The organism is Pseudomonas sp. 3296 (assembly GCF_031456615.1).
Taxonomy (GTDB): Bacteria; Pseudomonadota; Gammaproteobacteria; order Pseudomonadales; family Pseudomonadaceae; genus Aquipseudomonas; species Aquipseudomonas mucoides.
Window position 1 is genome coordinate 1 of record NZ_JAVDUY010000022.1, and the last position, 13,108, is coordinate 13,108.

12 protein-coding genes are annotated in these 13,108 nt (G+C 52.7%); 2 read left to right on the top strand and 10 right to left on the bottom strand.

What is annotated here, in order from left to right; genetic code table 11:
• Window positions 1-755: 755 nt before the first annotated feature.
• The 4 genes from J2X66_RS29890 to J2X66_RS29905 form a co-directional block, all read right to left on the bottom strand.
• Window positions 756-1,622 carry a prohibitin family protein gene (locus J2X66_RS29890; protein WP_405046824.1) on the bottom strand — a complete coding sequence of 289 codons (867 nt, stop codon included), beginning with the start codon at window positions 1,620-1,622 and terminating at the stop codon, window positions 756-758.
• A gap of 301 nt (window positions 1,623-1,923) precedes the next feature.
• Complete coding sequence (locus J2X66_RS29895; RefSeq protein ID WP_310272269.1) at window positions 1,924-2,229, bottom strand: PepSY domain-containing protein; 306 nt, start codon at window positions 2,227-2,229, stop codon at window positions 1,924-1,926.
• Between the two features lie 207 nt (window positions 2,230-2,436).
• Window positions 2,437-2,766 (bottom strand): hypothetical protein, encoded by a 330-nt coding sequence (locus tag J2X66_RS29900; protein WP_146206225.1) that lies wholly within the window; start codon window positions 2,764-2,766, stop codon window positions 2,437-2,439.
• Window positions 2,767-3,247: 481 nt separating this feature from the next.
• A complete protein-coding gene (locus J2X66_RS29905; RefSeq protein ID WP_310272276.1) occupies window positions 3,248-3,538 on the bottom strand; it encodes a hypothetical protein in 291 nt (96 codons plus the stop codon).
• Window positions 3,539-3,767: 229 nt separating this feature from the next.
• Here J2X66_RS29905 and J2X66_RS29910 point away from each other — a divergent pair, with 229 nt between their 5' ends.
• A complete protein-coding gene (locus tag J2X66_RS29910; protein WP_310272279.1) occupies window positions 3,768-4,337 on the top strand; it encodes a 3'-5' exonuclease in 570 nt (189 codons plus the stop codon).
• On the opposite strand, the gene J2X66_RS29915 is transcribed toward J2X66_RS29910, so the two are convergent.
• The 5 genes from J2X66_RS29915 to J2X66_RS29935 all read right to left on the bottom strand — a co-directional run bounded on the left by J2X66_RS29915 (window position 4,334) and on the right by J2X66_RS29935 (window position 10,962).
• Complete coding sequence (locus J2X66_RS29915) at window positions 4,334-4,888, bottom strand: Mov34/MPN/PAD-1 family protein (protein ID WP_310272282.1); 555 nt, start codon at window positions 4,886-4,888, stop codon at window positions 4,334-4,336. The two genes, J2X66_RS29910 and J2X66_RS29915, sit on opposite strands and share 4 nt — an antisense overlap.
• Window positions 4,885-6,489: a ThiF family adenylyltransferase gene (locus tag J2X66_RS29920; protein ID WP_310272285.1), complete on the bottom strand. Its 1,605-nt coding sequence runs from the start codon at window positions 6,487-6,489 to the stop codon at window positions 4,885-4,887. Before J2X66_RS29920 ends, J2X66_RS29915 begins: the two co-directional genes overlap by 4 nt.
• Window positions 6,490-6,581: 92 nt before the next feature.
• Window positions 6,582-7,856, bottom strand: coding sequence for a nucleotidyltransferase (locus J2X66_RS29925; protein ID WP_310272288.1), 1,275 nt, complete (start codon window positions 7,854-7,856; stop codon window positions 6,582-6,584).
• A 23-nt stretch (window positions 7,857-7,879) separates the two neighbouring features.
• Window positions 7,880-9,469, bottom strand: coding sequence for an SAVED domain-containing protein (locus J2X66_RS29930; protein WP_310272291.1), 1,590 nt, complete (start codon window positions 9,467-9,469; stop codon window positions 7,880-7,882).
• 992 nt (window positions 9,470-10,461) lie between these two features.
• Window positions 10,462-10,962 (bottom strand): hypothetical protein, encoded by a 501-nt coding sequence (locus J2X66_RS29935; protein WP_310272294.1) that lies wholly within the window; start codon window positions 10,960-10,962, stop codon window positions 10,462-10,464.
• 817 nt (window positions 10,963-11,779) lie between these two features.
• Between J2X66_RS29935 and J2X66_RS29940 the strand changes: the two genes are divergently transcribed.
• Window positions 11,780-12,196, top strand: coding sequence for a hypothetical protein (locus J2X66_RS29940; RefSeq protein WP_310272296.1), 417 nt, complete (start codon window positions 11,780-11,782; stop codon window positions 12,194-12,196).
• 27 nt (window positions 12,197-12,223) lie between these two features.
• Here J2X66_RS29940 and tnpC read toward each other — a convergent pair.
• Window positions 12,224-13,108: IS66 family transposase (gene tnpC, locus J2X66_RS29945; RefSeq protein ID WP_310272299.1), on the bottom strand; the 885-nt coding region annotated here is incomplete at its 5' end.

The following is a 13,108-nucleotide window of genomic DNA, read 5'->3' on the forward strand; positions in this document are numbered from 1 at the left end:
AGAGCCTAAGTCTGATTTTTGGCAGACCGTCGATTTTTTGAACTCCAAATGATTGGAGCATCAAAAAATCGCGGGGTACTTCAGACCTTCCTTAGCTTAAAATCCGTGTCATCTTTAAATCCATATAAGCGGCATACTCCGCGGAAGTCGTCTGCAGAAAATCCATTCCAACCGTACTCTCTGACAGCCCGCCCCGTTTCTCTATTTAAAATAGCGAACGATAATGATGCCTTTCCCTCTAAAAAAGGAAAATTTATGGTTTTGCTGAAGCTAGGCATAAGGCTAAATTGTTGCAGGTCAAACCTCTTACTAAAACCAAATAATGTTCGAATAACAATTTTTTGCTGGGTAAATTTAAATTCCGATACGAAAATATAGTCTTTTCTAAACAGAAAAACCACTCCAAGCCCTAAAGCCAATGTCGCAATATAAAAAATGACGAGTTAATTGTACTGTCGAATAAAAATCGGTAACCGTAATTAAAACCTACAGAGGCAAGACCGACCATTAATATTAATATTAATATTACGGCCTCATAAATAAACCACTTCAGTCTTTGAGAAACTAGTACAATCATTGCCATATCCTTATTTAATTAAGCTGGTAATATTTTGATATGGGGGGGGTGTAAGCCGAGACCCACAAAAATTTCATCGTTTTACGTACACGTTTTGTCCCTGAAAGGGTGCCGTTTCGCGCGTGATTCAGCAGTGTCGGAAATCACCTGTGGATTTGGGCGTAACGCCTAAATGCACTTACTGTCTTTTCACGTCAAGATAGGGCACCACAGAGTTGGGAAGCATCGTCGTTGGTAGTTTCCCATCCCAACGCTCAGCCTTGGTTAATTCCACCAGGTTCTGGTTACTGGACAACGCCGCCGCTCGCGCCTTAATCGCATCAGCCTCTGCATCACCGCGCAAACGCGTCGCCTCAGCTTCAGCTTTGGCTTGAGCTAGAACGGAGTCCGCCGCTGCCTGGGCCATGGTGGTCTGAATTTGAGCTTGAATTCTTTCTGTCGCAAGCATTTGCTCGCGAGTTTTCACCTGGACTTCAGCATTCATGCGTTCCTCAATGGATCGCTCATAGGCATCGGAAAAATCGATGTTTTCGATCTGGACACTATCGATGACTACCGGGGCATCAATTGAAGACTTCAGCGCTTCCGCAATGTCGGCTACAAACTGCCCTCTGTCTTGAACGGCCCGAATAGCGGTGTAACGACCAAATATATTTTCTACTTGGGTAGGAACTTGGCGGCTGATGACGCGTGAAACCATGTTCTCAACATCGCCATACCCCCGGTACAAATCTGCTACTTGACTTGGCTCGACATGCCATGACACCGAAACGTTCAGTGTGGCCGCCTGCTGATCCATGGAATAGGCCGTCAGCGACTCATAACGCGTAGTTTGATTCTGAACACTGATTAACTTTACAGCTTCGATTAGCGGAATTTTGAATGCCAAGCCTGGCTCAGCGGTGCCGACCAATGCGCCATTTCGCAGGACCACGCCTCGTTCTTTTTCATCGATGGTGTACAGCGCGGAGGAAGCGGCGAACACGCTTAATAACATTGCTGTTGCTATTGTCGGATATTTGAACGAATTTATGCTGATCGACATATTGGAAAATACTCAATGATTCGGTGGTGCGCACTTCGAACAGTGCAAGTAATCTGCTGGCTAAGTAGAAGACTTCGCAGAACGTTTCCGCCCGCCCTTACACTGATCCAACTTTATTAGCTTATCTAATGGTGCAGGGGGCAGTCGTTGGGCTGTTTTAATGTAGATATGCTGAAGTTTTTGGTACAGAACTTTTTCTCGCGGTAGTCCTAACCGGCTCGCGCTTTTGTTCCGTACCCTCAGGTTCAGGTTCCTAAAAGCCATACGTTGCTCAGATCATATGGCTTTGTTTGCATTGAGATTACGTGTCTTGCCTGTTGCTCAAGACTTCTCCGGTAGTGGCATTGAGCTCTACGTCCCACTCGATGCCATTGGTGTCGCGTAATTCAACTTGGTATTCGTAGCCATCGAAGTGGTTATCTAGGTCGGTATCGGTAATAGTCGTGCCGGGGTGTAGTTTCTGTGCGATTTGGTTCAGCTCCTCCAGCGGCTTGATCTTGCCTTCTTTGACCAACTGCGGGATCCGATCCAATCGAACATCGGCTTGGGCCAAGCCTGCGGTGAGGATCAGGGCTGCTGCGGTGAACAGAGCTGTCATGGGTTTCATTTCATCTTTCCTTGGTTTAATAATTTTAAGTGAGAATCAGGTTGCTCGTTGGACCGCGCCCTCGCGGGCGGGGCTTTAGGCGTAAGGCCAGCCTCAGGAGTGGGCCGGATTTCCGGCTTACTGCATCAGTTGTTTGATACATAGGATGGGATCTGCAGCATCGTGTGGCGACGCTACCAGCACTGTCTTGATGGAAGCGTGAAGCATTTAGTCCAATGAGCCTCTCCACCAAAATGAATGATTTGGTTGTCTGTCAGGCATCACATAATCTGAATCATCGACTAGATTGCCATTTTGGCAGGAGAGCTCCCCGTAACCGTTGTACAACGCCTCATTTATCTCGCGGGCTCGTTGTATCTTAATGACTTCCGCTCCTGTGCAGCTGTATCGTCGCCAGTAGCGCCGGGCTTCGCGCCAGTTGACCAGCAGCAGGGGAAACTTCATTTGGTACGCTGTGCCAATCAATTCAAATAGAAACATATCCCAATCACAGCAACGGCGATCAATCCATATCTCCTTGCAATTTTTATGGGGCATGTCGACTTTTCCTAATCGTTTGTCAGTCTCGTCAAATGTTGCACACACGCGCACCGCAATTTTCCTACTAGTAGGAGCTCATCGCATTTAGCTTGTGAGCGAACTGAACTTAAAAGATAAAGGTATCGACACCGCAAATATCGCCATTTTGCGACAAAGACAATACCGTTTATGACAGTCGCAACCCAAGCGTTTTCTCGAACTTAATCGGGGGGGGGAGGGCGCAGAATTGAGGTGATCGAGTCTCGGACTCGAGACGATTTTCCGCTGTAGGCTTCATAGCCAATAAATGGAGTGCCGGCTTGACCCGGCAGTTCATCAAGGGAATTCCTAGAGGCCTCGTCTTGCCGTTTTTCTTCGGAATAAGCATCCTGCGAAACGGAAGCGGTGTGTACGGTAGCCCCGTGTCCATTGATACAAAACGGATTCACTGAGCTCGCCACCAAGTTTCGAATAATCAGGGTTTGTTGAGGGATAACGTTTATTTCTCGTGAAACGCTTCCTGAACTCTCAAGATCGGCTGTAACAGGTAGTCCAGCATGGTCTTTGGACCTGTCAGGACGTCGACCGTGGCTGTCATGCCTGGAACGATGCGCAGCTCTTGGCTGCCGCCTTTAGACAAACTATTGCCGTGAGTGCGCACCATGACGCGATAGTAGGTGGTCTCTGCCCCAAGGCGATTCCTTGCCTCATCGTATTTCAAGGCGCCAGGGCTGATTTGTTCAACGCGCCCCTTGAGTCCGCCGTAGGTAGAGAAGTCATAGGCAGACAATTTAATTGTGGCATCCTAGCCCGGATGCAGGTTACTCAAAATAACAATCGATACATATACCACTCAGCGCTTAAATATCTGGGTACACATAAATGGATCATGGATTCTGGTGCTTCCCGACCGGCCTCTTCGGGCTTCCATCCACTGAATAGCTTCAACGTCGTGACACGCAGCAAACTTGGAAACTCCGTTCAAAACCGCCCCATTCACGTTGCAGACCCTTATTACCATGAACCAGAAACGCGAAATTTTTTTCTCCGTCGACGTCGAGACGTCCGGCCCGATTCCCGGCCAGTTCAGCTTGCTAACGATTGGTGCATGTAATGTCGATGCACCTGATCAGGTATTTTCATGTTTGCTCAAGCCCATTTCGGCTAATGTCGACACCGAGGCGATGGCGGTGACGGGACTTTCTCTTGAGACACTCGCACTGGAGGGGTTAACTCCAGAAATCGCCATGCGCCAGTTTCAGGACTGGGTGTTGACGATTGCGGGCAAGGACAGCATGCCCGTTTTTGTTGGGCTCAATGCTTCCTTTGATTGGTCCTTCATCAACTACTATTTTCACCGTTATCTTCAGTCGAACCCATTCGGTTTCTCCGCACTGGATATCAAATCGCTCTACATGGGCGCGACAGGGTCATGTTGGACTGATACTCGCTCAAGCCGAATGGCTGCGACGCTTCACCCCCAATCGAGTGGAAACCATAATGCACTGCAAGACGCCCTATACCAGGCGGAACTATTTCGTTTGATTAGGGCAATCGTGCCGGGGCCCAGCGAGAACCCTAGCGCCTAAGTTGGGCGAACCAACGTCGAGCCTAAATGTTCAGGCTTCTCGGCGGGCATCGACTTTAGCTTCTCGGGAGTGGCTTCTCTGAGCTGAACCCACTTATGGGTCGATTGGTGGTCCGCCACCCAGACAGCCATACGGGGGACATTTCCTCGGTTGCCGATGATCACCATGAGATATCGTGACCTGTCTCCGCGAAAAGCGTCGAGGTATTCCCGAGTGGTTGCATGGTCTCGTCCTGACGGTGTTGGCACGTTCTCTGGGTGCGTATGCCACAAACCCACGGCATGGCGGTTATGAGAAAATTCAATCTGCCTATTTCTGTCGGAGGCATTGATATTCGGATTCCAGGCGAAGCGGCTACGGCGATCAGAAGGGTGGGGCCCGGTTGCTGCCGTGATGATCAGCCCACCAGCATCCGGCTCTGAACTGAAAATTTCCCCGCCTGCTTCCTTCTGCCAAAGTCGCCTTTGCGCATACGCATACATGTGGAACAAGGCTTGCTTAGTGAACAGTACATATCGAGTATTGTCGGGATAGAAAAATATCCTGTTCATGGAAATGGCCTGGACAGGATCAAACCGTCATATGGAGCGGCGGCCTGAGCCCATTCTTTGTGGACGAGACCTGGCCAGTGCTTATCCAGATAGGGTTGTCCGCGTATCCAGCTACGCACCGACGGCAGGGGATGCTCTGCTGCGTAGTCGATCATCTCCAGTGCACACTCCGCCACCAACGCAACGGCATGGGCTGCAGCTGCAGCGGTATAACTCTGGAAGCGACTGCTGCATCCGGGCACTTGTTGGATGACTTCCTTTGGCCAGACTACTGACTCAAGCATGAACAGTGGATCCTCGGCGCCCTGTAGCCATAATTGTCCCGCAGGTAGCAGGCAAGCATGGGCGGCAGCGACATAGGGCTCCATCCAACCAACCAGCAAAGGGCAGGCGTGCTTCTGCCGAGCCCGCTCGACTTCTACTCTTACTTCTGGCTCGCCGGTGAGGTCGATTACCGTATCAATGCCCGCCAAAGAGTTCTTGGTTAACCACTGCGCGGTGCTCATTGCATACGGAATTACCTGCGTCGCCGGGTAGCCGGAGTTTATCCGCCGGGCGACTGCAGCCACCTTTTTTTGACCGATGGATTCGGCGCTTAACAGATGTCGCCCCACATTAGCGGATGACATGGAATCCGCGTCCACCACCGATATTCGTCCGAGTCCCGCCTTGGCAAGATGATCAACCAACGGACTCCCGAGTGCCCCTGTGCCTAATACCAGAATATGTTTTGTCTGACGCTTAGCCACCTCAGGGTGCTGATCCCGCCCCGACATCCAACTCGGGTCTAAGCGGGATACCAAAAGTGGCAGCGGTTTACGGGGCGAAGGAAATGTTTTCTTTTGCTGCCCCACGTCCAGAACCACCGGTGGACCATGTGGCAAAAGATAGGCGAAAGCAGCTTCATCACTCCTCAACAGCACCAAACGATGCGTGCTTTGACCGCGGCGGCTGCGAGAGGCTTGAAACTTTGAATACTCAGCGGGCGTAAGCCGGCCTTTAAGTAGTCGATCTAAATCGGACAACGTTTGAGGCCAGGTTGCGGGAGTCAATGCATGGGAAATGGGAATATCAGCCACCCGCACTCCAATACGTTGTTGTGTCATCGGACCCACGGTCTGGACGAGGCGGCTGGTGATCAGTAACTGCTCATCCCCGGCAACGAGGATGCGATTGGGCATCAACAGCAGGCCGCTCCTAATCCTAGATTTTTTCGGGGGCAGATCAACTGTCCACACTTCCCGTACGGGATCAGTGTTGGAGCGGGCACGGCCAACCTCGATCGCCCAGTAATTGAGTGCTTCAGTCTCAAAGTCGCCGTCGAGATCGCCCTGCAGCCAAGGTTTGAGAAACCGTTCCAAGTAGGCGTGTAGAAGGAGAAGAATTCGATCTTCACTGGAGTAACCAAGACCTGGACCTGGATCACCTTCCATACAAAGGATACCGGCGTCATCGAGGTGTGGAATACGCAATACCGCATCGGGGGAGAGTTGAACGAATGCTTTGCCGCGCTCAGGGAATCCTTTTGGCAGACGCAGCTCCGCCCATTTGAATTCTCTTCCCAGCTGAAAAACTGGCAGCTTTAGCGAGTAGGCTGTCATTCCAGCATCCCGGACCAGGGACGAAGGCTGCAAATCCGGGAATTTATCGCGAAGTACAGCCAAGTTAAGACTCAATTAATTCACCGTAATCATCAGGCCAGCCCGCTGCTCGCCGGCGTAGCTCTAGGCGCAGGCGGTTGGAAGGTCGTCAGGCCGCTGCTACCGCCAGCAGGCGCTGGAATTCCGAACACCTCACGCACACGCTTGGAAATCGCCTGAGGATCTGTGAGGGCCAGAATGGTTTTCAGATCAGCCGAAAGTGTCTCGCACCAAGTCATGAATGATCTGTAGCGCTCCCCCTGATCGTCGTTCCATTTCTCGGCGAAGTTTTCGCCCTCAACGGTCGGGTTATCAACGCGATGCTTGCCATCGAGTGTAAAAACCAGGTGCGGCAGGAATGCCCCGAGTTCAGCCAGCAGCTCTACGGGATGCTCAAACGAGCGATTGAGGTCAGCCAGTCCCTCGTAGCAAGTAGTCAGCAGGGTGACAATAATGATGGAGATGGGCTTGGTCCCTGCATCAATGATGCCTCGCCTCACACACATATCTCGATGACGCTTGAACAAGCGGATGGCCACCCGCAACGTGTCGGTAATTTCCACCGCCTGATCGGGGACCGGCGCAACACTGGCAAGTGCCCGATCAGCTGCAAACGCTTCCTTCACCACGTTGAGAATGAGAGGACGTTTGGCGGTATCGTCCACCCATTGGCTGATCCCCGCTGGGTTGGAGGTTTTCCAGCTCTTGGTAGGGGTGTCCACTACCGCCAGTGCCGTATGCTCATATCGCGAGGCGCGATAGCGGGGCGCCATAGCGTACAAGGTTTGCGCGGGTACAGTTTTCAGGGGGACGGATGGGGTGAATTCGAGGTAAAACGGCTGTCGGGGAAAAGGGATACACCAGCAACGCCGTTTGGCTTCAGCCTCTAGCTCGACCAGCGCTTGCCCTATGGACTCAAAGAACGCCATGGGGTCGGTGGCTTCCACGCGTGAAATGTCTACTTGGCACACGGCGTCAATGTCGAACTTCTCACCACCATTGGGCGAGCGAATCAAGGTCCTGGTGCTGGCTGAACCTTGAGGCAGAATGGATATCGTTTCCGGCGGCCAGAATAGATTCGCCGCCAGCTGCATAGCCACTTCCTGATATGCCTCTTTCGCAGCCTCGACTTCATCATCACCTACCGTGATGTGCACGTTCGCCTCATTCAGCGCCTGCGCCCAGTGCCGGTATTCAAGTCGTTGGGTTTTAGCGTCTGCAGCAAAATTTTCCCGTATGTCCGTAAATGACCCTAGCGCTTTTGTCAGTCGAGCGGGGCGTCCCTGCTCGGCATGGATCACTAGATTTGCGCTTTTAGTATGACTCATGGAATCAGGCTCTTTCAGGCGGGTTAGCGAAGGGGGATGCTGATGGAGTGTTGCCCATCAGTGGCGGATACGTGGTGACCCGTAATCGATAGTGCTGGAACAAATTTGTAATCACGCGCCGCACGGTCGTAGACGATGTACTCTGGGTGGTGGCCCGCCTGGAGCATCTGACCAAAACGGAAAACCGTGCTGGCAGGACTGATTGCGATCAGGTGCACTTTTTGAACCCTCATCACGTCTTGAGCGTGCACAATCGCTTGTCTGGCGGTTTGCGCGAATTGGTCTAGGTCTTCTGGTCGGCCAATGCAGTTAAAGCCGGTTTGGGAGGTGGTTACGCGGATCCGGGGTATGTGGCCTAGATCCACGGCAGTTTTCAACTGCGCAGGCAATGCGTCCTCGTCGAGGTGCGCTGACAGCTCAAGCGTAATCAATACTTCCTGCACTTGCTGCTGCGGCAGAACGTCAACACTAAACGTGCCTGGTGGATGGGCGTCGGTTTGTGAGTTCCAACTCCAGGTTTTACGATCCTTGTCGTATTGAAAAACTTGAATGGCCTGCGCTTCACCCATCACACGCCCCGCCAGTACCAATGTCGGGATGTGGTGTAGAGGGAAAATGGCCAAGCTTTCGGTGCTCAAGCCGCTGCTTGAGTTGAATCCATCGACCAGTTGGCGAATGTGGTTTTCGTGCTCCCTGAGATATTGGTACCAAAACTCAGGAAGGTGGCGGTCGTCACGCTGAGACTTTCGACGCACGTAATGAATCACCCCGGGCGCCATCGCTCGTCTGGTCGCCACAATGGCTTCGATCAGCTCGGAATCGTGAAAATAAGTTGGCACGTTTGCCAGATTGGCGTGTAGCGTCACCGCCTTCGTGCGTGGGAATGCCAAGGAATCAAGGTAGTTGCGTACGATGTCCCGGTGGGACTGTCGCATCTCGTTCAGGATCTCGGCGGTGTAGTAGTGAGGTGCGAAGGAGTCGATCAGGCGATGGTGCTCATCACACATCAACATAATGTTGTCCGGGTTGTTTGCCAGCCGGTGAGAGTCTTGTTGATTTCCCCGTGGCCCTTCGGGGTCCGATGCAACGATGTGGGCCAAATAGCCTACGCGGGCGGCTTTCGTCCAAAGCGAAATCTCTGACAGATCGTCACCGCAGCCTTCGAACATGCACCGCGCACCCGCATCCGCCCAGACCTTCTGTGCCGTTCTTTCGGTAATCTCGGGGCCTCTACCGTTGGTTTTGCCTAATGCGCCAGCACGCGTGGCGATCAGCGTATCTACAATTGTTTTGGCCAATACCGGCAAATAGGTCCAACCTGCTGCGGCCACCTGCGTGTTAATCAGTGTCTGAAACGACGACTCCAGACTGAAAAGCAGCCGTTTGCTGGCTAACTTTTTGAGCAGTGGCTTGGCTTCGAACTCCGGGTCAGCAGGGTAAAGCGTAAGGCCGGGGTCATCGAGATCAACCAGCTTGCACAGATATCCGGCGTACACATAAGCAACACGATGTTTTTGCGTTAGGCAATCATCGAGCCAGTTGGACAAAGCCTGTCCGCCAAGATTGTCCAAAGGGGGAGGGCCAGCTACCGGAGTAGAGGGTGTAGTGGGCATATTCGCTCTTTCCTTGACCGTGAGTTATGGGGTGCTGCGTTAATGTGCGGGTAGATAATGCAATTGCAATGGCAAATTGCCATTTTATTTTCAGCGAGTCTTTGGACGCACGGTTAAGGGGTTAACGCACGGTAAATTACTTGACCCCAAACACGTCGTGGCAAGCAAAACCAAGGCACCTTAAATAGCAGCTCTTTATCTGCGTATGCTCAACGTAAAGGTTGTGGGATTGAGAAGATCGCCCGTTTACGCCAATCTCTTGACTTGGCGCGCCAGTCGCATATTCCTGAGATGACCCCAACAACTTCCGCTCTCATGCGACGATTGCTCTAGCTACCGATGTTTTTCGTTGTCCTACCCGCGAATGCTGTTCTTTGATCTTGGTAAGTGGTCCCGATGCATCATTTAAGATCTAGAAGTTTGGCTAGCCCGGAAACTAGAAACGGTGAAAGGGCGAAAGGGCGAAAGGGCGAAAGGGCAGAAGATAGAGCTGTGTTTGTACTGACAACTAGCCCGTCAGGCTTGCGTCGTAAATGCATCGAGCCTGGTCTGTAGGCTCCGATCGCTGGTTTAGACTGAGCAGTGACTAGTATTTGCCACTGTCCATGTCGACGCGGAAAAGAATGCCACCCGATGGTTTATCCAAGCTCACTTACAAACGCATGACGCGCTCCATACGCCAATGCAGTGAATGATTCATGGCGGGCGGTTCGTACCGAGCCATCAGAAGTTAGTTGCTCTGTAAGCGGCTGCCGAAGTCATCTTGTATAGACGACTTCGCTGTTCTGCTACGTTAGTTCCCCATCAACCACGGGATGAAGTCCTTGCGGTGTGGCGATTCTGGTAGTAACCATGCGTAGAGGCGTTCATGTAAAGATAGAAATTGAAGATGGCGAGGAAGATGATTACTAGGGTGCGCAGGGCGGACCAGCGAGTGCCGAAAAGCGCTTGGCAGACCCGCCGGATGCGGGTGATGTTCCTTTCGCGAAAGCTCACGGTTTTGATGCAAACACAGCGAGATAATTCTCCGGTATCACGCCGTTAACCAATCGCTTACTCAGTAATTTGGACGGGTAGACGATGCCGTCTCGCATGTCACCCACAACAAGCAACTCGTCACCCTCATCCGTGTGGAAGGAGAACTCGCTTGCGCAGCTCCACCCATCGTCTGCTATTACCCAGCCTCGTCCTTCAACCAGTTGATTGCCTGCGCCACCACGCCACCAGCGAACGGGTTCAAACTGGATTTTTTGGCCGTGGAGGACCTGCCCATCCTCCTGTTTGTCTTCTATCTCAACAACTTCGCGCACTTTTGCTTGGAACACGACCTGTCCTCCTCGCGGCGCTGCCCAAAACGCCGCGATGTCATAAGCTGACTCCGCGAGACTACAGGCCTGTGCGTAGCTAGTAGCGGTCAGCGAAAATACCGCGATAGTGAGCGACGCAGCCGTTAAGAAAGTACGAAACCTGCGAAGACGGAAACGCTGATTCATAAATGTCCTGGAGTTATTTAAGGTTCGAGTGCGGTAGACCACTACAGCCCCCCGCCCAATCCACAAGGTGAAGCAGAATAGGAGATTGCCATCTGAGAAGCTCTACCGAATGCGCCAGACGGGATCCCCATCGTACGCGGGTCGCTGGCGCCGGGTTACGCTGACCATCGACACGCCAGGTTGCAGGCATTCTTGGACGATCTGGGCTTTAAAGGGTTTGGGATAATAGGTTCTTTGGCGCATGGCAATCCTGATGATAGGGGCGATAGTGTCCACGTATTTTTAAGTTGACAACATCGCCCTTATCGCTGGGATCGGGTAGATGACTTCGCCGGACGCTACGTTTATTTCCCGGAAGCAGTCGCATAAACAGCCCAGTCATTCATCATGGATTGGCGCTTCTCAAACAGGTCGCCGCGAAAATAAGCCGCTTCCACCTTGTCTTGTCGTGAGTGTGCCAACGCCAGTTCGCAGACTTCGCGTGGGTAGCTCGTTGACTCAGCGGCCCAATCTCGAAACGTTGAGCGAAAGCCGTGCATAGTCAGGTCCTCACGCTTCAAGCACCGAAGCGCCATCAGCATTGACATGTTGGATAATGGCTTTCCTGCTCTCGCGCCAGGAAAAACGAAGGAGTCACTTCTAATCAGGGCCAAGTGCTTCAGCAAGGTAAGCGCCCTGCGAATACATCTTGCTTACTTAAATGGGCGCTTACGTTAAAGCAGTATTTCGTGGTGCCCCAATGGCGCAGGCGGTCAAGCCCCCGAAGCGGCGCCCGTGTACCTTGAGTCGCCAATCCTCACTGAAAGTTTGAAAATAAATGGAAATGTCAAAAAGGACCTTGTGGACGTTAGCGCTATTGATGTCAGGATGTGGAGGAGCATATGCGACCTCCTCCGTCCTCGAGTTGGTGGAGCTCAATGATGTTCTATTTTCTGACACCGCCTACCGCGCCGCATACTGCTCCGTGGTCATCGAAGCCAATCGGCCTTCCGCTAGCGGTGGACACTTGCCTGATTTTTTCGCATGGCCTGGATATCCAAAGGCGATGATTAAATGGAAATACATGCTTTGGCAGCTCGATGGGGCATCGAAAGCGCCACCTGCTGACTCCATCCGGATCCAAGAGGCAAGAAACTTGGCAGAAGCGGACATGGAGAGGAAGGATTCAGATATCAACGCCTACGCTCGAATGGTATCTGCGGACTGCGTTGATGCTTCGGACTGGCTACCATAACCTTATGTATAGGTCGCCTTGCGTGACTCAGGCGCGCATCCACTGATGGGGCAGTAGTTTATCAATCTCACTGGCCCGTTGCGTTGGCAGTCGTTGGAGTACGTCCTTCAAATAGGCGTACGGATCATGCCCATTGAGCTTGGCCGACTGGATCAGGCTCATCAGCGCCGCTGCGCGTTTGCCGCTACGTAACGATCCTGCGAAGAGCCAATTCTTGCGTCCAAGAGCCCATGGCCGGATCTGCCGCTCGATGTGGTTGTTATCAATTGGCACCGCGCCGTCATCCAGATACCGTGACAACGCCGCCCAGCGTTTCAGGCTGTAATCCAGAGCTTTGGCGATGGCCACGCCATCGTGCACAAGTTCGCGCTGGGCGATCATCCAGGCGTGCAGCATTTCCATCACGGGAACGGCTTTTTCTTGCCGTATTCGTCGCCGAAAATCCGGCTCCAGGTCGCGGATCTCACTTTCGATTTCGTATAGCAACTGGATATAGCGCAGTGCCTGCTCGGCGAGCGTGCTCTTGTTGGTGGCGTGCAGGTCGAAGAACTTGCGCCGGGCATGGGCCATGCAACCAATTTCGGTGACGCCCAATGCGAAACTGGCCTTGTAGCCACCAAAATCGTCGCAAACCAGCTTGCCTTTCCAGTCTTGCAGGAAGTTGCGCGGATGCTCGCCCGAGCGGCTTGGGCTGAAGTCGTACACCACTGCGCTGATATCAACTGATGCGGTGGTCGCGTAGACCCAGACATAGCCGCGATGGGTTTTCTTCGCGCCAGGCATGAGCACCTGTACCGGCGTTTCATCGGCGTGTACCACGTTGTGGGCAAGTACCACTTCGCGCAGAGCATCGACCAGCGGTTGCAACTGCACGCCGCAAGTACCGACCCACTGGGCCAGGGTCGAGCGCGG